This window comes from Solibacillus sp. iso_87, from assembly GCF_056173085.1.
Map to the genome: position 1 here is coordinate 524,318 of NZ_CM149656.1, position 20,809 is coordinate 545,126.

The 20,809-nt window shown below is 35.7% G+C and carries 27 protein-coding genes and 1 pseudogene; 20 read left to right on the top strand and 8 right to left on the bottom strand.

Going from position 1 to position 20,809, the window contains the following annotated elements:
- Positions 1-4: 4 nt before the first annotated feature.
- Complete coding sequence (locus AC0VXV_RS02635; protein WP_475530219.1) at positions 5-355, top strand: YxeA family protein; 351 nt, start codon at positions 5-7, stop codon at positions 353-355.
- Between the two features lie 277 nt (positions 356-632).
- Here AC0VXV_RS02635 and AC0VXV_RS02640 read toward each other — a convergent pair whose 3' ends face one another.
- On the bottom strand, positions 633-2,072 hold the full coding sequence (locus AC0VXV_RS02640) for a sensor histidine kinase (protein ID WP_475530220.1): 1,440 nt from the start codon (positions 2,070-2,072) through the stop codon (positions 633-635).
- Between the two features lie 5 nt (positions 2,073-2,077).
- Positions 2,078-2,782 (bottom strand): response regulator transcription factor, encoded by a 705-nt coding sequence (locus AC0VXV_RS02645; protein WP_475530221.1) that lies wholly within the window; start codon positions 2,780-2,782, stop codon positions 2,078-2,080.
- Positions 2,783-3,476: 694 nt separating this feature from the next.
- Here AC0VXV_RS02645 and AC0VXV_RS02650 point away from each other — a divergent pair.
- On the top strand, positions 3,477-4,865 hold the full coding sequence (locus AC0VXV_RS02650; protein WP_475530222.1) for an aminotransferase-like domain-containing protein: 1,389 nt from the start codon (positions 3,477-3,479) through the stop codon (positions 4,863-4,865).
- A 111-nt stretch (positions 4,866-4,976) separates the two neighbouring features.
- Positions 4,977-6,272 (top strand): MFS transporter, encoded by a 1,296-nt coding sequence (locus AC0VXV_RS02655; RefSeq protein WP_475530223.1) that lies wholly within the window; start codon positions 4,977-4,979, stop codon positions 6,270-6,272.
- A 434-nt stretch (positions 6,273-6,706) separates the two neighbouring features.
- Here AC0VXV_RS02655 and AC0VXV_RS02660 read toward each other — a convergent pair.
- The 5 genes from AC0VXV_RS02660 to AC0VXV_RS02680 all read right to left on the bottom strand — a co-directional run bounded on the left by AC0VXV_RS02660 (position 6,707) and on the right by AC0VXV_RS02680 (position 10,976).
- Positions 6,707-8,277 (bottom strand): IS3 family transposase gene (locus tag AC0VXV_RS02660; protein ID WP_475528134.1). Its coding sequence is split into 2 segments (ribosomal slippage): positions 6,707-7,641 and positions 7,641-8,277, totalling 1,572 coding nucleotides; the frame shifts between segments, so codons are not numbered across the junction.
- A gap of 141 nt (positions 8,278-8,418) precedes the next feature.
- Positions 8,419-9,773, bottom strand: a protein-coding gene (locus AC0VXV_RS02665) for an IS3 family transposase (protein ID WP_475529255.1) whose coding sequence is annotated in 2 segments (ribosomal slippage) — positions 8,419-9,320 and positions 9,320-9,773 — 1,356 coding nt in all. Because the reading frame shifts where the segments join, the coding sequence is not laid out codon by codon here.
- Positions 9,774-9,925: 152 nt separating this feature from the next.
- Complete coding sequence (locus AC0VXV_RS02670; protein ID WP_475530224.1) at positions 9,926-10,111, bottom strand: hypothetical protein; 186 nt, start codon at positions 10,109-10,111, stop codon at positions 9,926-9,928.
- On the bottom strand, positions 10,102-10,467 hold the full coding sequence (locus AC0VXV_RS02675; RefSeq protein WP_475530225.1) for a hypothetical protein: 366 nt from the start codon (positions 10,465-10,467) through the stop codon (positions 10,102-10,104). Before AC0VXV_RS02675 ends, AC0VXV_RS02670 begins: the two co-directional genes overlap by 10 nt.
- Positions 10,468-10,643: 176 nt before the next feature.
- Entirely contained in the window at positions 10,644-10,976 is a 333-nt protein-coding gene (locus AC0VXV_RS02680; protein WP_475530226.1) for a cell division protein FtsK, read from the bottom strand.
- Between the two features lie 415 nt (positions 10,977-11,391).
- Between AC0VXV_RS02680 and AC0VXV_RS02685 the strand changes: the two genes are divergently transcribed.
- The 12 genes from AC0VXV_RS02685 to AC0VXV_RS02740 all read left to right on the top strand — a co-directional run bounded on the left by AC0VXV_RS02685 (position 11,392) and on the right by AC0VXV_RS02740 (position 16,691).
- Positions 11,392-11,568: a hypothetical protein gene (locus AC0VXV_RS02685; RefSeq protein ID WP_475530227.1), complete on the top strand. Its 177-nt coding sequence runs from the start codon at positions 11,392-11,394 to the stop codon at positions 11,566-11,568.
- Positions 11,565-11,777 carry a hypothetical protein gene (locus tag AC0VXV_RS02690; protein WP_475530228.1) on the top strand — a complete coding sequence of 71 codons (213 nt, stop codon included), beginning with the start codon at positions 11,565-11,567 and terminating at the stop codon, positions 11,775-11,777. Before AC0VXV_RS02685 ends, AC0VXV_RS02690 begins: the two co-directional genes overlap by 4 nt.
- A gap of 159 nt (positions 11,778-11,936) precedes the next feature.
- Positions 11,937-12,224 carry a hypothetical protein gene (locus tag AC0VXV_RS02695; RefSeq protein ID WP_475530229.1) on the top strand — a complete coding sequence of 96 codons (288 nt, stop codon included), beginning with the start codon at positions 11,937-11,939 and terminating at the stop codon, positions 12,222-12,224.
- A gap of 48 nt (positions 12,225-12,272) precedes the next feature.
- Positions 12,273-12,764 (top strand): HXXEE domain-containing protein, encoded by a 492-nt coding sequence (locus AC0VXV_RS02700; RefSeq protein ID WP_475530230.1) that lies wholly within the window; start codon positions 12,273-12,275, stop codon positions 12,762-12,764.
- Between the two features lie 44 nt (positions 12,765-12,808).
- Positions 12,809-13,015, top strand: coding sequence for a tautomerase family protein (locus AC0VXV_RS02705; protein WP_475530231.1), 207 nt, complete (start codon positions 12,809-12,811; stop codon positions 13,013-13,015).
- Between the two features lie 168 nt (positions 13,016-13,183).
- Positions 13,184-13,477, top strand: a complete 294-nt coding sequence (locus AC0VXV_RS02710; protein WP_475530232.1) for a transposase — start codon at positions 13,184-13,186, stop codon at positions 13,475-13,477.
- Positions 13,478-13,540: 63 nt separating this feature from the next.
- Complete coding sequence (locus AC0VXV_RS02715; protein ID WP_475530233.1) at positions 13,541-13,744, top strand: hypothetical protein; 204 nt, start codon at positions 13,541-13,543, stop codon at positions 13,742-13,744.
- 17 nt (positions 13,745-13,761) lie between these two features.
- Positions 13,762-14,088, top strand: coding sequence for an IS3 family transposase (locus tag AC0VXV_RS02720; RefSeq protein WP_475530234.1), 327 nt, complete (start codon positions 13,762-13,764; stop codon positions 14,086-14,088).
- A complete protein-coding gene (locus AC0VXV_RS02725) occupies positions 14,082-14,570 on the top strand; it encodes an IS3 family transposase (RefSeq protein WP_475530235.1) in 489 nt (162 codons plus the stop codon). The genes AC0VXV_RS02720 and AC0VXV_RS02725 overlap by 7 nt, the downstream gene beginning before the upstream one ends.
- Positions 14,571-14,769: 199 nt before the next feature.
- Positions 14,770-15,378 (top strand): transglutaminase-like domain-containing protein, encoded by a 609-nt coding sequence (locus AC0VXV_RS02730; RefSeq protein ID WP_475530236.1) that lies wholly within the window; start codon positions 14,770-14,772, stop codon positions 15,376-15,378.
- 182 nt (positions 15,379-15,560) lie between these two features.
- Positions 15,561-16,124 carry a DUF6434 domain-containing protein gene (locus AC0VXV_RS02735; protein WP_475530237.1) on the top strand — a complete coding sequence of 188 codons (564 nt, stop codon included), beginning with the start codon at positions 15,561-15,563 and terminating at the stop codon, positions 16,122-16,124.
- A 417-nt stretch (positions 16,125-16,541) separates the two neighbouring features.
- Entirely contained in the window at positions 16,542-16,691 is a 150-nt protein-coding gene (locus AC0VXV_RS02740; protein ID WP_475530238.1) for a hypothetical protein, read from the top strand.
- Between the two features lie 215 nt (positions 16,692-16,906).
- On the opposite strand, the gene AC0VXV_RS02745 is transcribed toward AC0VXV_RS02740, so the two are convergent.
- Positions 16,907-17,095: a hypothetical protein gene (locus AC0VXV_RS02745; RefSeq protein ID WP_475530239.1), complete on the bottom strand. Its 189-nt coding sequence runs from the start codon at positions 17,093-17,095 to the stop codon at positions 16,907-16,909.
- 891 nt (positions 17,096-17,986) lie between these two features.
- Here AC0VXV_RS02745 and AC0VXV_RS02750 point away from each other — a divergent pair.
- The 5 genes and pseudogenes from AC0VXV_RS02750 to AC0VXV_RS02770 all read left to right on the top strand — a co-directional run.
- A complete protein-coding gene (locus AC0VXV_RS02750; RefSeq protein WP_475530240.1) occupies positions 17,987-18,208 on the top strand; it encodes a transcriptional regulator in 222 nt (73 codons plus the stop codon).
- Positions 18,205-19,464 (top strand): Y-family DNA polymerase, encoded by a 1,260-nt coding sequence (locus tag AC0VXV_RS02755; RefSeq protein ID WP_475530241.1) that lies wholly within the window; start codon positions 18,205-18,207, stop codon positions 19,462-19,464. Before AC0VXV_RS02750 ends, AC0VXV_RS02755 begins: the two co-directional genes overlap by 4 nt.
- Before the next feature lie 12 nt (positions 19,465-19,476).
- A complete protein-coding gene (locus tag AC0VXV_RS02760; protein ID WP_475530242.1) occupies positions 19,477-19,821 on the top strand; it encodes a YolD-like family protein in 345 nt (114 codons plus the stop codon).
- Positions 19,814-20,170, top strand: coding sequence for a YhjD family protein (locus AC0VXV_RS02765; RefSeq protein WP_475530243.1), 357 nt, complete (start codon positions 19,814-19,816; stop codon positions 20,168-20,170). The genes AC0VXV_RS02760 and AC0VXV_RS02765 overlap by 8 nt, the downstream gene beginning before the upstream one ends.
- Positions 20,171-20,271: 101 nt before the next feature.
- Positions 20,272-20,503 (top strand): annotated as a pseudogene (locus tag AC0VXV_RS02770) (Y-family DNA polymerase); the annotation flags it as partial.
- Positions 20,504-20,809: the final 306 nt, after the last annotated feature.

The window sequence follows — 20,809 nt, forward strand, 5'->3', positions numbered from 1 at the left end:
AGAAATGAAGAAATTTTTAATAGTAGTGGGTGTATTGTTTGCATTAGGGGTAGTAAGTATTTTTGCGATTACAAAATTAGACTTTAACCGCATGAACGCTGATAACTATTACTTGCAAATTACGGAGGATGGCATACCGCATGAGGAGAAACTGGATGATGGTTCTGTTATGACTACCTATTCTTATCAACTGGATGCTACAAATGCGGATGGTAAAACAATCCCGCTTGAATTCACAGCACAAAAGAATCTTCGTAAAGACGCTTACTTAAAAATGTTCGTAAAAAAGGAAAATCAAGTGTCGTCATATAATGAAGTGAAGCTAGAAGACATTCCGCAAAAGGCGCAAAAATAATTGAAGTAAAGGAAGGAGGCTGCGACTATTGGAATGGATGGCGAGTGTTCATGCTGACGGTTTTACCTTTCGCACTGCTAAAACACCAGCTGTCGTCTACGCCTTTCGCTACAAGCAAAGCTCCCTACGGGAATGGTGTGATGCCTGAGAATACAGGCTCAGGCAATGCCCGTGGAAAGCGTCCCGGGATGGAAATCAATTCACCTGGGAGCAGAAAAACAGCAATTTTCTCATAAAGAAAATTGCTGTTTTTCGTTTGTTCCCAGACGCTTTTTTTCTATAGAAGTATTGTGATGGTTGTTCCTTTGTTTTCAGAACTCTTCAGGTCAACTGTTCCGTTATGGGCCAAAATAATATCCCGTGCAATCGCCATTCCTAAGCCTGTCCCATGTTTACTAGTAGTATTTGTACCACGATAGTAGCGTTCGAAAACTTGATCTATATCCTTCGAAGGAATGCCTCGACCGTTATCAGTAATTGCGATTTGTGTATGGTATGATGAAAATGGGGATATGCTGCTAGACTTTTCCGGTTGTCCACATTGTGGATAAACACTATCAATTTGTATTTTTACAACGACTTGTTCATCGTTATGCGCAAGTGCATTGTAGATAAAGTTAACAATGGCCCTCTTCCATAATCTTTTATCCACTTTATGCACCGCTTTGTCCACATTAGCCACAAATTCAACATCTCTATCGCTAAATTGTTGATCATTCAAAAGTTCAATCGCTATTTCACGTATAAATGCAACAATATTCACAGCTTCTAAATGCAATGGTAGTTCTTGATTGCGCAAACGCATCGTTAAATTTAGATCATCTAATAAATCACTCATATACTTTGACTGTTTATTAATAACAGTTGTATATTCCTTCAACTCTTGTTGTGTTAAATCGTTGGCATTATCCTGCATCAATTCTGCATATCCGTGAATAGAGGCAAGTGGAGTTTTCATATCATGCGAAACATTGCTAATCCATTCTTCACGCATTTGGTCAAGTTGATTTCGTTCTTTCTCATATTGATCCAGCTTTATCGAGAGTCCATTCATATTGCGAAATACATCTTCATACACACCATTTGGTATCGGCATCTTTTTAAAACGTCTTTCACGCAGCTGTTGGATTCCATCTATTAGAACGTGAAGGGGACCTGTAAGTCTTTTTCCAAAAATAAATCCAACTATTAAGGCGATGATAATATCGACGACTAAAATAAGTAAAAGCAAGATATTAATAGTTTTAAACATTTTTTCATAATCATAAGTGAGTACATAACGTCCTATTTGCTTATTTTTCACTCCAATTAAGTAACTGAAGTTATGGGCCTCTCCAATAAAAACGGTCGTCCCGGCCTCTACTTCCTGATATTTATACGTTTGCACAATTTCAATTGGAGAGTAATCCTTCTGGAGATTTTCAGGGGTATAAAAAGATGCAACTTGTTCCCCATTATTACTCAAAAATTGTATCCAGGCATTCATCTCTCTTAGCTTTTTTAATCCCTCTTCATTGACTGCCGGTTTTTCATTTTTAAGTTCTATATATTGTGAAAAAGTTCGGCTAAAAGTTTCGGTAGAACCTTCACCTGCTTGGGAATTCTTCATTGACTGATAGATAAGCAAGGAGAACAGCAGAATTGTGTTTACAATTCCTACAATTACGACAATTATCACAACAGATCCTAAAAAGCGCCGTGTTAATTTCCACTTCATGTTCCTCACCCTTTGGTATACAGTTTATACCCAAGCCCTTTAACAGTTAATATAAACGAAGGGTTGGAAGGCTCGATCTCGATTTTTTCACGTAAGCGACGGATATGTACCATCACTGTATTATCAGAGCCAAAAAAGTCATCACCCCATACATGCTCAAACAAGGTCTCTTTGCTGAGTATCTGATCAGGATGATGCATAAAACAGCTCATAAGTCCGATTTCTTTTGCTGTGAGTTCGAGCGTTTTTCCATCCTTCTTCAACTCTGTTTCATTAGGGCTAAGCTCAAATGGTCCGATCTTTAAAGGTTTTTTAGGGACCTCTTTTTCTTCTGCAAAACCTGCACGTCTTAACTGTGCCTTCACTCGATAGGCCACCTCTTTCGGGCTGAATGGTTTTGTAATATAATCATCCCCGCCTATTGCTAGCCCCAAAAGCTTATCAATTTCCTCATCTTTAGCCGACAGAAATAAAATGGGAACGTTGGAAACTTCGCGGATTTGTTTGCATAAATCATAGCCTTCTCCATCTGGCAGCATAATATCCAACAATAGAAGTGCAGGATTATAGTACTGAAATTTTGCCCAACCATCTGCCACAGTCCCTGCCGTTACAACATTGACAATACCTTCTTTATGTAAAACTTTCTCTAAGAGACGTGCTAAGTCTTCCTCATCGTCAATGATTAAAATCCACTGTTCACTAGCCATTTTCCCTACCTCCGTAACGGTAATCCTTCTCTCCAGTATTATAGTTTATGGTGTTATTCTTTAGCAAAAGGTAAGATGAGACCACCAAGCGGTATAACAGGTAAAAACGTAAAAACCTGCGAACTACTCGATTCTATTTGAGGATTATCGTTTCTCTTATGAGTAATAAGTGGACCATAGTGAGGATAATCCGTATAAAATTAGGGTTAGTCGATTCGCTAGCGCCGTAAATCCCAAACCGCATTATCCGGCATTCAACGAGTTCGTTCCAAAAGAGGTCATTCAGCGTCGACGATCTGTTACCATTATGTAAACCATATAATAGGAGTTTACATATCAAGCTTAACCTTATATAAAGTTTAGTTTATCCTTATAATAGACAGATTAATTTATGTAAACTATTAAAATTTTTATTTTAAAGGGATAATCATATGATAAGAAAACAAGAAGACCTATACAAGGATTGGTCCACAGATGCCGAAACGGCAAAGACTCGGATCCGCTTAGAGATTTTCCAAGGTATGGTCAATCGCCAAAGCAGGGATTTGGGAAAAGAAAATTATTTTTGCTGGTACAGAGTCTAATACACAATATGGTGGACATCTTGAAGGTGCGCTCTTAGCAGAGGTAAAAGGAAATTTTTATTTTTTATAAAAGGGTAAAATCATATCAATTAAAAAAAGGGATGCATATTATGCCAATTAATTCTTTTGAAAACTATCCGATGAGCTGGAAGCCTTCAATTGTTAAAACTGAAAAGCCTATTTATCAAGCACTTGCAAGGCAATTGGAGAAAGACATACTGAACGGAGTTTTGTTGCCAGGAACAAAACTTCCGCCACAAAGAGAATTGGCGGACTATCTGGATTTAAATCTGAGTACGATTTCAAAAGCTTTTAAAGTATGTGAGTTAAAGGGCTTGTTAAGCGCTTCAGTTGGAATTGGGACGTTCGTCTCTTATGATGCGTTAGCGAATGCCTATTTACTTGAAGATACAAAGCCACAGCATTTAATAGAAATGGGAGCAACACTTCCGGATAATGCTTCCTTCGAGCCATTGTTAATCCAACTGAAAAGTATGCTACAAGAGACAGATTACGAAAAATGGTTTGGATATGGCCGGACAGGCGAAAGTCTTTGGCAAAAGGATGCAGCTATAAAGTTACTCCGAAAAGGTGGATTTGAAACAACTGTTGAACATATTTTATTTGCAAATGGCGCTCAAAATGCAATTGCTGCCACACTAGCAAGTCTCTGTAGGCCTGGTGAACGCATTGGGGTTGATCAGCATACGTACCCAGGCTTAAAAACTGTTGCAGCGATGCTGAATGTACAAATAGTACCGATAAAGTCAGAGAATTATGAAATGAGTCCCATTTCTTTTGAATATGCGTGTAAAAACGAAAATATTAAAGGCATATACTTGATGCCGGATTATCATAATCCGACAGCTTCCATCATGTCGGTCGAGAATCGAAGAAAGATTGCCGGCATTGCCAAAAAGTATAATCAGTTCATTATTGAGGATGGAACTTACCATCTTCTTAATAAAAACCCACTGCCAGCAGTTGCATCATTCGCCCCTGAACAGGTTGTCTATATTGCGGGTTTATCTAAAGCTTTAGCACCAGGATTACGACTAGCCTATGTAGCGGTGCCGAGTCAATATAAGGAGGCAATTTCAAAGGCGCTGTATAATTTAAACATAACAGTTTCCCCTATATTAGCGGAATTGACGGCACGTACGATTGTATCCAACCAATTTGAAGTTTTGATTGAGAATCATCGAAAACAGACCATTCAAAGAAACCAGATTGTAGACCAATATTTGAGTGACTATCAGTGTTTTGGAGTTGAGACGGGAATCTTTCGTTGGCTGCTATTACCAGGCAATATTACTGGTGCAGAATTTGAAACGTTAGCGGAGCAAGAGGGAGTACAAGTATATGCGGCTGAACGTTTTGTAGTTGGAAATAGTTGTCCGGAAAGGGCAGTAAGGATTTCTGTTTGCGCACCAGACACGTCACAGGTGCTTGAACAAGGATTGATTATCCTTAAACGTTTATTAAATGGTCTTACCTAATATTGTTTGCCATACAATTTTTATATTGTATGGCTTTTTTGTGAGTGTTATGATATTCCAAATATTGTAGGAAATTCAATAGTAAAGGTTTTTAGGAAAGCAGGTAGGGATATGGTGAAAAAAGGTCATGTGGAATCGTTGGAAGTACAGACAGATACGCTTAAAAACTACATTCTTTCTCCAGAAAAACAAAAAGAGCTATATAAACGTACATTATTCGTTGTAAGTGTTTCACAAATTTTTGGTGGTGCAGGATTAGCAGCAGGAGTTACGGTGGGGGCGCTTCTTGCACAGCAAATGCTTGGTACAGAAGCCTATGCCGGACTTCCTGCAGCGTTATTTACTTTAGGTTCAGCAGGAGCAGCTTTACTCGTGGGGAGACTTTCGCAATCATCTGGACGTCGGATAGGCCTGGCTACAGGTTTTATGATTGGTGGACTTGGGGCAATAGGGGTCATCATTGCAGCAATGATAAATAGCGTTTTGTTGTTATTTTTATCTTTACTTGTATATGGTTCAGGAACTGCAACTAATTTACAAGCTCGGTATGCAGGAACGGATTTAGCAAATAGTAAACAGAGAGCGACTGCAATTAGTCTTACGATGGTTTTTACAACATTTGGTGCTGTTGCTGGTCCGAATTTAGTAAATGTAATGGGCGATATTGCTCTTTCTATTAGCGTTCCAGCACTTGCTGGACCATTTATTTTAGCAGCAGCAGCATATATTTTAGCAGGTATTGTCCTTTTCTTTATGCTTCGACCAGATCCGTTACTAATTGCAAAAACAATAGAAGAGTCCAACAAAGAACAGCATGAGAAAACACATCCAGCTAATACTGAGCAAGCAGAAAACAAAACAGGCATAATTGTAGGTGCGACAATTATGGTTCTTACTCAAGTTGTAATGGTAGCTATTATGACAATGACACCAGTTCATATGCGACATCATGGACATAGCGTGGGGGAAGTAGGTATTGTTATTGGTTTTCATATAGGTGCCATGTATCTCCCTTCACTGGTTACAGGTATCCTTGTGGATAAACTTGGCCGCACTGCTATGGCGATTGCTTCTGGAACCACGTTGCTTCTGGCGGGTTTAACAGCAGCATTTGCACCAGGAGATTCCATGGTTTTCCTGGTGATTGCACTTTCTTTACTCGGTTTAGGATGGAATTTTGGTTTAATCAGCGGGACTGCACTTATTGTTGATTCAACTACAACTTCTACAAGGGCTAAAACTCAAGGTACGTTGGATGTATTCGTTGCGTTGTCAGGAGCTGCTGGTGGAGCCTTGTCCGGAGTGATTATGGCAGGTTCAAGTTATCTAACTTTATCATTTATTGGCGGGATTCTTTCCTTATTATTAATTCCGATTATGGTATGGTCTCGTAGAAGTCAAGATTAGAATGTATTGTTTATAATAACTCTTTTTTGAGGGGATTTTGCGGAACAAACAATTTTAATCACGGAAGGAGAATACAATAAAAGGCTAGTAAATTTTTGACTGAGGGATGATTTACATTAATAAGGACTTTGAAAAAATATTCAACAGTCTGGCGTAATTCTTGAATTGTACCTTTTTCAGCAATAGGGCCATATTGTTGAATAACATTTTTCTGGTTAGTGATAGAAAAGATGCAGATTTATAACGATAAGAAATTTGCTATACAAGTTTTTATGCAAATTAAAGACCATGCCCAGCAAGTATAAACACCGTTCCATCAACTGTTTGCATCATTTGTATAAAATGCTGCATAACCAATGTCCATAAAAAAATGCACGAAACGTTGAGTTTGAACTGCTCCCTGTCAAGTAGACAGCGGAAATATTAAAAATGACTTACGCGGCTTGAGCTCTGTATTCTAGAGGGCTCAAGCCGTTTAATGTTTCTTGGTAACGTTCATTGTTATAGAACTTGATGTACGTATCAATGGCCTGCTTTAATGCTTCAAACGACTCGAACTTATATAAATAATACTTCTCTACTTTTAAGGTTCCCCAAAATGCTTCAATCGGACCGTTATCGATGCAACGGCCTACTCTAGACATACTGTGAATCATTTCTGATTGATCCATGATCTGCTTAAATTCTTTCGATGTATATTGATAACCACGATCGCTATGTAAAAGAGGGAATTCCTTCTCTTTTAATGTTCGTATAGCGGGTCTTACTGTCTTAAAAACTAGGTCATTATTATTCGAATGTCCCAATACGTAACTCACAATGGACTTATCATAGAGGTCAATAATCGCACTTAAATAAGCCTTTTTCCCACTACCATATTTAAACTCTGTGACGTCTGTACACCACTTCTGATTCGGTTTTTCTGCAGTGAATTCACGTGCTAATACATTTTCAGCCAAGTAATCCGGCTTTACTTTAGGGTACTTTTTCCGGCGACGTCGAATAACCGCCTCCAAACCGCAAATTTGCATCAGGCGATAAATTCGTTTCTTATTCACTTTCTTTAAACCTTCGGTTTTGCGTTTGCGGTTAATCGTCATCGTAATGCGACGATAGCCGTATATGCCATCTACTTGTGTATATAAATGTTGGATAGACTTCACCAGCTGTTTGTTTTCCAGTTCCTGCGCAGTTGGTTGACGATTTAACCATTTGTAGTAAGCTGCTCGGGATACCTTGGCGATTTTACATAATAAAACGATTGATATTTTTTCATTTTTAGCTAGCTCTTGTATTGCTATATAACGGTTTTGAATACGAATTCTACTTAACGACGCCTCCTTTCGATTTCCTCTAACTTTTTTAAAAGTAAATTTTCTGCACGTAATCTTTGATTTTCACGTTCCATCTCTTGAATTTTTAAGCGTAATTCATCCTCTGGTGTTCTTTCTTGTACTGGTTTTGTGCGACCTCGTTGATCTTGAAGTGCTTCTTCACCATTTTGTTCAAATTTACGTACCCATAGGTAGACTTGTTGGTAGGATACCTCATATTGTGCTGCTGTTTCTTGATAATTTTTGTCGTACGCTAGGCAGGCTTTTACAATTTCAATACGTTCTTCTACTGTTGTTTTTCTCCCTTTAGTCATAGTTTGGATCATTCCTTTACCCGTATCATTTAAATTACTATGACTAGTATAGAATTTTAACCAAGTATTGAAAACTGATAAACTACTAATCCCATATTTAGCTAGGATATCGAACTGGGAGTAGTTTCCTGATAAATAATCTTTAATAGCACGTTGTTTCAATTCTTCTGAATATATCTTATTTTTTACAGGACGTATGAGCGCTTCTACTCCACCATATTTATAAATAGCGCGCCAAACTTGTAGGGTTCTCATATTGACTGAAAACATTGTACATACTTTTTGGAGTGTATAGCCTTCTTCTAAATATTGAAGTGCTAATAATTTTATATCTGGTGAAAACGATTTTTTTGACATGAAAAAACTCCCCATTTGATAAACAGATTTTATTTTTTAATCTGTCTACCTAATGGGGAGCATATCAGTTAACAACGTTCGTGCATTTTTATGTGTCCCTAAACTGAAGTGACCCCTAAAAGTTAGACACGGTTATTTCATTTAGGCAGCTTGGGTAAATTGAGTTCGGTATTGCACCGGACTCATTTTTAATTTTGCCTTCATGCGTTTCGTGTTGTAATAATTTATATATTTATCAAGTTCCAATTTAAATTGCTCTACACTTTCAAATTTCTTAAAGTAGAGGAATTCCGACTTCATGATGCCAAAGAAATTCTCCATGACTGAATTATCGTAACAGTTACCTTTACGCGACATACTTTGTACAATGCCTCTTGATTGGAGCTTGTGGCGGTATTGCTTCATTTGATAATGCCAACCTTGATCGGAATGCATTAATAGCTGATGGTCTTCTGGTAAGTGTTCTAACGCCTTTTCTAACATCTCTGAAACTAATGAATAGGTAGGTCTAGAGCCAATTGTATAGGTGATAATTTCTCCGTTAAACAAGTCTAAAACAGGCGATAAATAAAGCTTTTCGCCAAATAATTTAAACTCCGTTATATCCGTTACCCATTTTTCATTTGGTGCTTCTGCAGTGAAATTGCGATTTAAAATATTTGGGGCGATTTCACCAACCGTCCCTTTATACGATTTATATTTTTTCATGCGTACTAAACACTTTAATCCAAGCTCTTTCATGATGCGCTGAACCTTTTTATGATTCACTTTTTGCCCACGATTCTCCAGCTCATCACGAATACGACGGTAGCCGTAACGACCCTCGTGTTCGTCGTAAATCGCTTGAATATCGGCTTTTAAATCAGCGTCTCGATCTGGTCGATTCATCTTCTTCACTAGATTATAATACGTGCTGCGTTTGATTTCTGCGAATGCCACAAGCGCCTTCACCGAGTATTTATGCCTTAATTCATAGATGACCTTTACTTTGTCTTCTTTGGTAATTTTTCCTTGGCTTGAACTAAGGCATTCAACTTTTTTAAATACTCGTTTTCCATGCGTAGACGGTTGATCTCTGCTTGAAGTGCTTCAGGTGAACCTTCTACTGGTGCTTGTTTTGGTTGTTTAGTCGATTCTTTTTTCATGGATAGACGCCCCTTTTTCTTTGGCTGAAGGGCATCTTCTCCTAATCTTTCGAATTGGTTTTTCCAATTCCGTATCGACGAACTAGCTGCTATATTGAAAATCGCTGCCGTTTCGTGTAAGGACGTACCGTGTTCAGTCATATAATTAAGTACGTCTAGTTTAAACGCTTTTGTATAATTTGTATATCGTCTGACAAACACTTCTACGCCGTTATTTTGATATTGTTTTACTAAAGTTAATAAATACCGGTGTGAAATACCAAAATCCGCAGCGACCGTTCTTGAGCTTTCCTTGCCATTTACATATCGTTGAACCGCTGCTAGTTTATCTTCTGGACTCATTCTAGTCATAGAAAAACTGCACCTCCTTGTTAGATGTGTCTAACAAATGGGGTGCAGTTCAAACTTTAATTTGGGAACGTTTATTAGGTTTATTAGGTTTATTAGGTTTATTTTGTATACTTTATAAACCTTTAGTGTTGAAACTTATTTTAAAATTTATCTTATTCAAAAACAGGTTCAATACCTATTTCTTTTAATAAGTATTTTATATGGCTAAGTTTTTCTGCTAAATGTTTTTTAGGGATTAAAATTTCTTCTCTTAATCGTTTAAACATGTTTGGGTTAAATTCAGGAAACCAATCTTCATAATCGATTCCTTCATTTTTTTCAATATTTATTAACACCATATGATAGTTTCGAACATATAAGGAAATTCTTCTTCAATCTGTTCATGATGTTCTAACAATGAATAAACATAATCATTTAAGTGATAAAAACGTATTTGATTCGAGGGATGTGAGCTCCTTTTTTTTCGTTCTTCCCATTCTTTTATTGGCTGAAATACCTGACAATACCCTGTTTCCCAAGTACCTAGCATACAAGTAAATGCAGCGATTGAATATTTTCTAGTTTCAAAATCTGAGTCTCCAAAATATTTAAAATATTCTTCTTGATACCTACCATAATGACCGCTAGCATGAAAATGCCCTATTGCAAAACCTTTCAAGCCACGTTTTGCTTGTTCGATAATGTTATTCGCCATACTCAATCCCCCCATTTATCCGCAAAGGACTTTAACGAATTTTCCGTAATATTTGTTTAGAAACTGTTCATAAGAAATTAAAACATCCCTGTTCAATTAAATAAGAGGTGTTGGTTACCAAAGTGTCATTTGGGAATGTTATTTAACTATGAGATGTATAAGCTATTATCACAAAATCAAACTACGATTTGGTGATTTTCGCCTGTAAAAAACAACATTAATCCCATCAATGAAATTAAGATACCAATATAAAAGGGCCAAGGGTTATCTTCTTTTTCCTTATCAAATGTAAAGTAGGTTAGTATACAAAAAATCAGAGTAATTATGGATAAACCGTATTGCGGGAAAAGGAATGCCAATATACTAAGAACAACCGATATCATACCATACGGATTTTGGATTCGAATATACTTCATTTGTTCCTCAGTTAATTCTATATCTTCGTCTCCCCAAATATTAAATTTTTTCATTTTGTTTAGAAACTCAATTATTTTTTTAAAGATATTCATAATTCTCCTTTAAAATCAATAATAATTCTCATATCTGAAATGATATTAAATAAGTGCATTTTGTTCATAACTAATCTTTCCCTGGAAACCTTATTAACGTTCGTGAAAAGATACTGCATTGTTTGTATTATTCTACCATAAATTATTCGACTATTCTGCCCCGTTGGTTGAAGTAAAACCTTCCCAAACCGAGGATACCACATGAATATGACGAACCCTTATTCCACAATCGGGCGCGTTTCTTCAATATGAAGATCGCGTTTTTCCGTTATAGGGCCATATTGTGGAATAAATCTAAATAATACAAATTTGGATATTTATGTTAAAATTTAAATATGTTTGTGAAGCAATGTACTTAAACTAATGTGGCAGGTTAGTTGAGGATAACAAAAAGGGGAAAAGGAGGAATATTAAAATGATTGAAAATATAAGTCATATTACATTTGTGGTAAAAGACTTAGATAGAACAACAGAATTATATAAAGAATTATTTGAAGCTAAAGAAATAAACTATATTTTTAAATATGGTAGAAATTTCATGGCCATTTCAAACAGGATAGAAGCAGATTGCCATAAGCATTGGGGATTTTGAAAGTTATCGGTAGCGGCACCATAGTAGAGTGGAATGCCAATGATACTTATATTCAAAAAGAAGGTATTAACCACGATTTCGGTGTGTTCAATTCACCTGATGAATTCTTTGAAAAATATCAACAACAATTAACATTTCTAAAAAAATGGATTTATCGGAATATTGGACGTAAACTGATGAATCGTAATGTAGAAAGAATTCGTGCTTAGGTGGATATGTTCCCGTCTACCGATAGTGCCAAAAAACGCAGTGTATATTGGAGAAAAGTAGTAATCACAGTTAATAAGTATCCCACAAAACCAGTTAATAGAAGTTAATCCTTACTCAATTATTGGGCGCAAATCAGCAATAAGGTAGGAGATAATAATTTGACTGATAAGAAACGAAAAATGTTCAAATTTAATCAAGATGATATTTTAGAGATATTAACGGAGCACATTGCCGAAGAAAACGGTTTTGAAACTTGGAAGTTAAAGGCAATATTGTTAGGTTCTCTAGATCAAGATTTAAAACTCATTACAGTTATAGGTGATTTAGATGACGGTGACATAACTGACCTTGATTTGCACGAAATAGACAAGAGTATGGATTATAATGGTTCCCATTCAGAAATGAATGAGAGTTTTTATTTTAACCCTAACGATTATAAGAAATAGGTATTTGCCTTTCTAAACAATAGGGCGCGTTTAAGGAGTGAAAGGGATTTGGATTATCTTGTAATATTCTTTTGTTTTGCTATTACATTACATAATATCGAGGAGGCAATTTGGTTGCCTAAGTGGTCACAGCAGGCTTCAAAGTTTCAAAAATCAGTTACTCCAAGTGAATTTCATTTTGCTGTCATTGTCATAACAATTTTGGCTTATTTATCTGCATTTAGCTATTTATTGATACCAGAATCAGATTTTGCAAAATGGATTTTCATTGGCTTTGTAGGTTCAATGATTTTTAATGCTATTTTCCCACATCTTATTGCAACAGTCCTAATGAAAAGGTATGCACCTGGGCTTTTTACTGGGGTATTACTTAACATTCCGATAAATTCATTAATTATTTATCAAATGTTTGAAGGCGATTTGATTTTATGGAAAGAGTTAATAATTTCAACGTTAGTTATAGGAATTAGTTTATTAGCACTTATTCCATTACTGTTTAAAATCGGTGGAAAAATAGCGCCTTTTACATATATCGATTAAATATTAAGGAGCTTTGAATGATTAGAAAGAGAAAATAAAAGAATATGCCTATAATTACTGTTAAGTTGGCCAAAGGTAGAACATGTGAGCAAAAACAACAATTTGTTGAAGTAATTACAAAAGAAGCAGTAAATAGTTTAAATGTAAAACAAGAATGGGTAACTGTAATATTTGATGAATATGAACGAGAAAATTGGGCTTCGCAACTACATTCACTAAAATTTGGTGACGGTTTCGGCAAAAAGGAATAGAATAAGGATTTCATATTAAAGCAACGGATGCTTTCCTTTAATAACGATCTTCCGCAAAACCAGCTAATAGAAGCTGACCATTATCAATAATAGGGCGCATTTTCAGAGGACGAATGGTACTGCACCCCAAAAGTTAGAGTAAAAAACTACCTTTTGGGGTGAATTTTTATGACTAAATATAATGAAGAATTTAAATTGATGGTGGTTCAAGAATATTTAAGTGGCTCACTAGGATATAGAGCGATAGCGAAAAAATATGGTATCGGTGCTACACCGTTAAGGAAATGGGTACGTGCTTATAAAGCGTTTGGATATAGTGGCCTATCTGTTAAGAAAACGAAGCGGTTTTATTCTGTTCAATTTAAATTAGATGTATTAAGCTATATGAAACGAACAGGTGCTTCCCATCAAGATACCGCGATTCACTTTAACTTGAATGATCCAACTTCAGTTGCAAGTTAGTATCATCGGTTTTTAAAAGAAGGGATAGAGGGCCTGCAAAGAAAACCAAAGGGGCGCCCATCCATGTCTAAGAAACAAAAATTAACAGTGAATAACCAAGAAAAAACAATGGCACTTGAGGAGCAGCTAGAACGCGAAAATGAACTGCTTCGTTTGGAGGTAGCTTATTTAAAAAAGTTGAAGGCTTTTCGGGAGAATCCAGATGCCTTCCTCGAAAAGCACAAGCTGCCATCGCCTTCGAACTTAAACAAGAAGGATTTCGATTAAAAGATATTTTAAAACAAGTGGATATTCCTGAAGCAACGTATCATTATCATATCAAACTGTTGAGGCAAAAAGATCCCGATTTAGAGTGGAAAGCCTTGATTTTAGAGACTTTTGAACAACATAAGGGGCGATATGGCTACCGCCGAATTCATGCGGAATTAAGAGTGCAAGGACACGTAATTAATCATAAAAAGGTACAACGAATTATGAAAAACCTAGGGTTGAAATGTGTAAAATTCATACGTAAATCACGCTATAAATCCTACAAAGGAACAGTTGGAAAAGTCGCTAAAAACCTTTTAAATCGTAGATTCAGAACGCCATATGCCCTTCAAAAATGGTGACTGATGTAAAAGAATTTAAATGTACGGATGATGAAAAATTATATTTAAGTCCAATAATGGACTTATATAATGGTGAAATTATTGGGTTTAGTATGTCAAAACGAACAAGCCTAGATTTTGTTTTATATTCACTTAAACAAGTACTTCCAATCATTCAAAAGCGTGCTGAATATCGGTCAACTATTCACTCAGATCAAGGATGGCATTATCAACATAATACATGGGTGAGAACATTAAGGCAGAACAGGATTTTTCAAAGCATGTCTCGTAAAGCAACATGCTCAGACAATGCGGCCATGGAGAACTTCTTTAGCTTATTAAAACAGGAAATGTATTATGGAGAACAATTAATCTCTTACGAAACATTACAAAAGAAAATAAAAGAGTATATCAATTATTATAATCATGTGCGTATAAAACAAAAATTGGCCGGCATGAGTCCAGTAAATTACCGAAAACATGCCAGCCACTTAGCTGCATAATAAAAACTCTAACTTTAAGGGGTCACTACCTTCTTTAATAAGAAAATCGCGTTTTTCCGTTATGGGCCAGATTGTTGAAGAATGCTTTCATGTATCTTTGAAGAAAATTTAACGATTCCCACTATAATATTATTTTAGTTCAATGTATAATTATGTAATATTTAAAATATTCATTCAAAAGGAAGCGGAGTGATATTATATGAAGTTGGTTTGTGAGTCCGAGAAATTAGATGATTACTTACTTGAAATAAATGAAGTTAATTATTCTCATCCTATAATTAAAGCAAAACTGAAAGAACTTTTTATAGCCACTCAAACGGAGATAGATAAAACAAAAGTAGCTTTTGAATTTGTTCGTGATTCAATATCTCATTCTTGGGATATTCAAGGAAAACGAATTACTTGTAAAGCATCGGAAGTGTTAAAGTATAAAGAAGGAATTTGCTATGCTAAATCAAACCTTTTGGCGTCCCTATTGCGGTCTCAAGGAATACCAACAGGCTTCTGTTATCAGAGATTGATGTTGTTTGACACTCCGGAAAAAGGATATTCGCTTCATGCTTTAAATGCAGTTTATTTAAAATCTCTTAATAAGTGGATACGATTAGATGCCCGTGGAAATAAACTTGGGGTAGATGCACAATTTTCATTAGATGAAGAAAAATTAGCTTTTTCAGTTAATGAGAAATATGATGAGAAGGACTACCCTGTTATTTTTGTAAAGCCGAATTTAAAAACTATAGCTGCTTTAAAAGAGCATACAGATGCATTAGAAATGTATAAACATCATTTGCCTGAAAGCATATAGAATTTCATTAGACAAACTAATTGATGTTGATTGCTATTCAATTATAGGGCGCGTTTATCGAGAAACGCGTCTTTTATATATTACATTAATCGAATAAGAAGAATGTCAATATTGTCAAAAGAACGACAAAAAGAAGAACGTATGTTTTATAATAGTACTAACTACCACTGGAGGTGTAATATTTGAGGCCTGAACTAAAAAGGGAATTGGATGTACAAGATTTTCACAGTTTTTATTGGTTAAAAGAGGAATTACAAACTTTTTGTAGAAAGAACGGGATGAGTGCCTCTGGTTCTAAAATTGAAATTACGGATAGAATAGCAGCATTTCTTCAAACAGGAGAAATACAAAAGCCACTGAAAAAAAGAAAGTCTCCTACAAATGAAGCAATATTAACAGATCTAAATTTAGATACAGTAATAACGGAAAATCACCGTTGTAGTCAAACTGTAAGGGCCTTCCTCAAGTCAGAAATTCCTAAATTTCATTTTTCTACTTATATTCAAAATTATTTTAGAGAAAATGTAGGAAAAACATATCGTGATGTTGTAAATGCATGGTATGAAGAGCAGGAAAGAAAAAAAGACCCGTTGTATAAGAAACAAATAGGCTCACAATTTGAATACAATCAGTTTATCCGAGACTATTTCGCAGATCCAAAAAACAAAGGGAATCATCGAGAAGATGCAATTAAAGCTTGGTATCAAATGAAAAAACTACCGGGTAGCAACAAATACAAAGGCTAAATTACGTACGGTATTATGATATAGCTATTCAGCAAATAATATGATCGTGCGCGATTCTATAAGAAGGATCAGCGCTTGTTTTCCTTTTAGGGCTATTTTAATGAACATAGGAATGTTGCTAAACGGAGGTAACTGAAATGCATAAAAAAAGTATTTTATTCTTATGCCATCTACCTTAATAAATAAGTTCAATTAAAGCAATCGCTTATTCCAAAAACGGGCGCGATTCTTCAATAAGAAGATCGTGTTTTTCCGTTATAAGGCCATATTGTTGAGGAAATCACATATTATATAAAGCAATTCAGATTATGAAGTATTACACTTAACTAACGGTCAGAACAGTGGAAGAATAACTGTTATAATTTAGAGACAGACGATGCTTTGAGAATATTCTAGGGAATAGGAGACCAATAATTAATGAATAAAAAGATAGGTCTATTAGGATTATTGGGGTTATTTTTATTTTTATTCGGTATCTACATATCACAATGGACACTTTTGGGTATAGCGATTGGTATTGGTGGAGGTTATGTTATGGGGCTTAGTTCATTAAAATTATTTAATTAATTATTGAACAAAACCCGCTAAGAGAATCTTATGAGTATTCAACAATCTTGTGCAATTCTATATCAAGGAATTGTGTCTTTTTTAGTTTCCATCTTAATAAATGGTATTACTTATTTGAACCAAAATGTGCAGTACAGAAGGTGCAAGGTGAATAAGTACATCTTGTGTATTAGGGATAAAATAAGGGCACTTACAAGTGCCCGAAAAATATATGGTTATTTACGCTTGTCGTCAATGTCGTTTGTAGTTTTGCCAAATGAAGTAAAAGTTTCATCTACTTCTTTACTGATTTCATCTACTGCTTTATTAATTTCATCAACTACTTTGTCGATTATTTCTGATTGAGGATGATTTTTGTCAATCTTACCGATAATAATATTTTTCCATCGGAAATTTTTTTCCATTACCTTCGCCTCCCAATTAGGAGTATAAAATATAACGCTACGTGAGTTTCAAGGAAATTAATTTCAAAAAGAAATGTTTTTTTCGGAAAGGATTAAGGAGATGGAATTAATCTAGTTACTGAACACTTCGAACATATTATGTTGTAGCTTATTCAACAATCGGGCGCATTCCTAGAAAAAGGGAATCGGCTCCTAGGTGAAGCACTGCATCAAGGGGACATTGTAATTTGGAAAGATGAGAATGACATCATTCAGCATGCTGCTTATTATATTGGAGAAGGGCTCTATTTCAATAAACATGGGCAAACGATGTTTAACCCTTGGAAGATAATTCTAAAAGAGGTACTTTATAAAGAGTGGGAACATCTGACACTTGTGAACTATCGACAATGTAATTAAGCGCTTTTACGGATAAAAAAACAATCAATATAGCGATGCACAGATGGTTAGCTATCAAGTTGCATAAATTGATGGAATACTCTGATAACTATAAGCCCATTACCATTACGGTATTGGGGCTTTTTTTATTTTCCAAAAATTATATGTTGCCAAAATACAAACGTATGTTCTAATATGTATACAAACAAGTGTTCCTGTATAAAATACAGAAAGGGGGAATTCATGTGCCAATAATGAATAAAAATAACTTACAAGTAGTATTAGGAACAGGAGACAAGTATAAAAACTGGTTGCAAAGGCTATTTCCGTCCTGGTGTTATGCAATTTGTAGAATTAGAACCTTTACTTATAGGTCAACGCAAACATATTGGTAATAATGAAAAAATGAAGAGCGATGAAGCTCCAATAACTTTAATTTTCAACAAAGTTGAAAGTTTAGATGTCATGATTAACCAGTTATTAAAATTCGTGAGGTAATGGGAGGAAATCGAGATGCGAGATCAATTAGTTAAAGCCATGCAGCATAACAAAATTGTAAATATGATGTACTTAGCTAAATTTGGCGAGATCACAAAAAGACGTATCAAGATTATCAAAATATCTGGCGATACTTTTCAAGCATACTGTTTTGTAAGAAGAGCTAAACGAACTTTCTTAATAGATAATGTTCTCGCAATTATTCCAGTTGTTAAGAAGGGGCGTGAGGTTGTATGAACTATGAAAGCATGCCCAATCGCAATATCATGTGCATAGACATGAAAAGTTTTTATGCCAGCTGTATAGCTATGCTTGAAGGATTGAATATTTTAAAAGACCCGATTGCAGTTATCGGTAATTTTAATCAACCAGGCAGTGTAGTTCTAGCAGTGTCACCTGCTATGAAAGAACGATTTAAAATAAAAACCGGCAATAGACTTTTTGAAATCCCTAAACACCCAGATATAAAGTTGTTTGAGCCGAAAATGAGTTTTTTTCTCCAAATGTCCATGACAATCACTGAGCTAATTGCCAACTATGTGCCAATTGATGCTATTCATGTTTACAGTGTTGATGAAAGTTTTGTCGATTTAACTGGCACTGAAAAATTATGGGGAACAGCAGAGGAAACGGCAAAAGAAATTCAACGTGCAATCCTTGATCAATTTAATGTGCCAAGCGCTGTTGGTATGGGTCCAAATATGTTAATAGCGAAGCTAGCTCTTGATTTGGAAGCAAAAAAGACCGGCTTTGCAAAATGGACGTATGATGATGTACAAACAAAGTTATGGCGCGTGCATCCTTTATCAGAAATGTGGGGCATCGGAAAACAAATGGAACGTAATCTAAATCATATGGGTATTTACACGGTTGGTGGTCTTGCCAATGCCGATTTAGAATCACTCAAACAGCGTTTTGGAGTTATGGGAAGCCAACTTTTTTATCATGCATGGGGTATAGATTATTCAAAACTTGGCGAACCTTTAGTAAAAAATCCATCGCTAAGCTTCGGTAAAGGCCAAATGCTCATGCGAGATTATCATAATCGTCAGGATATATCAATAGTGCTCCTTGAAATGTGTGAAGATGTGATGAAACGAGCAAGGGATAATGGATTTGTTGGACGTACAATCAGCTTAGGTCTGTCCTATAGTCACAAAGCTATGACCAAAGGGTTTCATCGTTCAAAAACTATTGCGGTACCTACAAATGAAACTCTTGTAATGTATAAAATATGTATTGAGCTGTTAGATGAACATTTTGCAGGAGAGCCAGCTCGGCAGCTCTCTGTTCGTATTTCTAACTTAGAGCGAGAACATAGCATTCAACTAGACCTCTTTGACGAACGTAAGCCACAGCGGCAAATTATCGGTCATACAATGGATGCGATACGTAATCGATTTGGTGCTACATCAATATTACGTGCAGTTTCTTACACAAAAGCTGGTACAGCTATTAAACGAGATCGCTTAGTTGGTGGTCATTTAGCTTAGGAGTGAGTGATTATGATGAACAAAGACAGAGGTGTGATCAAATGGACATCAATGATGCTGCCTGAGCATTTAGAGTTGCTACGAGAATTTAAAAATACAGAATATATAGTTCCACCAAGAGAACTTACCGAATGGGAAATAGACGAATTACAGCAAACAATAGACCACGCGATGAATCAGCAACTAGATGTAAAATTAGATGTGTGGATAGACGGTAAAGTCATATATTTTACAGGGTTAATAAAATCAATCAATTTTAATACAAGTCAACTTATACTAGAAACGCTTCTTAATACAAAACATATTCCTCTACAACTTATTCAATCAGCACAACTGGAAGCTGATTATTATGATTAAAGCTGAAGAAAGACAATTACTACACAAATACTTACTAATAGATCTAGCCGTAAAATCACTACAAATTGATTATCAAAAGGCAGAACAATTTAAGATGAAAGTTGTCTTTCTGCCCTTTATAGATACACTAATAAAGGATTTACGTAAAGAATATATTGAACTTAAAAATCAGCTTGCACAGCAAAGAATAAGGGTGGTAGAGTGGCGAACTGTAGATGAATACTTTAGCGATGTGCAAGTCGCAACTGCAGGGAATGACATAGTGCTCCGTTATGCCAACCAAGCTCTTAAAACCCAAGTTGAAAAATTACTTCTAACCCAAATACACAATTTAAAGCCGAATAAATAAAGCCTTCCACAGATTTTTGTGGAGGGCTTATTTTCAATTAATTTTTAAAGGCGTAATAAAATTACATGGCCAAGATTGGGAATGGAATAACAAAAAAATTCCAAAGTTTTATCGATTTAACCGGAACCGGAAAGTTATGGGGACCGCCTGAAACGGCAAAATACATTCAGCAGCTCGTTTACAATCAATTTGAAATTCCGTGTGCAGTCGGTTTCGGCTCAAATATGCTAATGGCAAAACTGGCGCTCGCTCGACATCGAAGCAAAAAAGACGGTATTTGCAAAATGGACATATAATGATGTACCGGAAAAACTGTGGCCAATCATGCCGCTGTTCAAAAGCGCTTCGGAGTTCTCGGCAATCAAGTTGATCAGCAATTTCAAATGCCGTTGTTTTTCAATACGATATGGATTCACAGAATATTTCACACGTACAAATGTATTGCTCAAAAAGAATATTTTTAACATATTGTTTTTTACAAAAGAACATCCTATAATGAATTTCATGAAAATGTTTGAACGTCAAGTTTTGTGGATGATTCTATGTATTTTCCACAAGGACATTTGTTTTAATAGATGAGAAATAATAGACGGTGTATTCAGCGACTAGAGGCTGAAAATATGTCTTTTAAAGGATAGG

Bases quoted from the DNA above. Each gene is read 5' to 3' on its own strand.
- AC0VXV_RS02635 (WP_475530219.1), top strand. From the start codon at position 5: ATGAAGAAATTTTTAATAGTAGTGGGTGTATTGTTTGCATTAGGGGTA.
- AC0VXV_RS02640 (WP_475530220.1), bottom strand. From the start codon at position 2,072: ATGAAGTGGAAATTAACACGGCGCTTTTTAGGATCTGTTGTGATAATT.
- AC0VXV_RS02645 (WP_475530221.1), bottom strand. From the start codon at position 2,782: ATGGCTAGTGAACAGTGGATTTTAATCATTGACGATGAGGAAGACTTA.
- AC0VXV_RS02650 (WP_475530222.1), top strand. From the start codon at position 3,477: ATGCCAATTAATTCTTTTGAAAACTATCCGATGAGCTGGAAGCCTTCA.
- AC0VXV_RS02655 (WP_475530223.1), top strand. From the start codon at position 4,977: ATGGTGAAAAAAGGTCATGTGGAATCGTTGGAAGTACAGACAGATACG.
- AC0VXV_RS02670 (WP_475530224.1), bottom strand. From the start codon at position 10,111: ATGGTGTTAATAAATATTGAAAAAAATGAAGGAATCGATTATGAAGAT.
- AC0VXV_RS02675 (WP_475530225.1), bottom strand. From the start codon at position 10,467: ATGGCGAATAACATTATCGAACAAGCAAAACGTGGCTTGAAAGGTTTT.
- AC0VXV_RS02680 (WP_475530226.1), bottom strand. From the start codon at position 10,976: ATGAATATCTTTAAAAAAATAATTGAGTTTCTAAACAAAATGAAAAAA.
- AC0VXV_RS02685 (WP_475530227.1), top strand. From the start codon at position 11,392: ATGATTGAAAATATAAGTCATATTACATTTGTGGTAAAAGACTTAGAT.
- AC0VXV_RS02705 (WP_475530231.1), top strand. From the start codon at position 12,809: ATGCCTATAATTACTGTTAAGTTGGCCAAAGGTAGAACATGTGAGCAA.
- AC0VXV_RS02710 (WP_475530232.1), top strand. From the start codon at position 13,184: ATGACTAAATATAATGAAGAATTTAAATTGATGGTGGTTCAAGAATAT.
- AC0VXV_RS02715 (WP_475530233.1), top strand. From the start codon at position 13,541: ATGTCTAAGAAACAAAAATTAACAGTGAATAACCAAGAAAAAACAATG.
- AC0VXV_RS02725 (WP_475530235.1), top strand. From the start codon at position 14,082: ATGGTGACTGATGTAAAAGAATTTAAATGTACGGATGATGAAAAATTA.
- AC0VXV_RS02730 (WP_475530236.1), top strand. From the start codon at position 14,770: ATGAAGTTGGTTTGTGAGTCCGAGAAATTAGATGATTACTTACTTGAA.
- AC0VXV_RS02740 (WP_475530238.1), top strand. From the start codon at position 16,542: ATGAATAAAAAGATAGGTCTATTAGGATTATTGGGGTTATTTTTATTT.
- AC0VXV_RS02745 (WP_475530239.1), bottom strand. From the start codon at position 17,095: ATGGAAAAAAATTTCCGATGGAAAAATATTATTATCGGTAAGATTGAC.
- AC0VXV_RS02750 (WP_475530240.1), top strand. From the start codon at position 17,987: ATGCGAGATCAATTAGTTAAAGCCATGCAGCATAACAAAATTGTAAAT.
- AC0VXV_RS02755 (WP_475530241.1), top strand. From the start codon at position 18,205: ATGAACTATGAAAGCATGCCCAATCGCAATATCATGTGCATAGACATG.
- AC0VXV_RS02760 (WP_475530242.1), top strand. From the start codon at position 19,477: ATGATGAACAAAGACAGAGGTGTGATCAAATGGACATCAATGATGCTG.
- AC0VXV_RS02765 (WP_475530243.1), top strand. From the start codon at position 19,814: ATGATTAAAGCTGAAGAAAGACAATTACTACACAAATACTTACTAATA.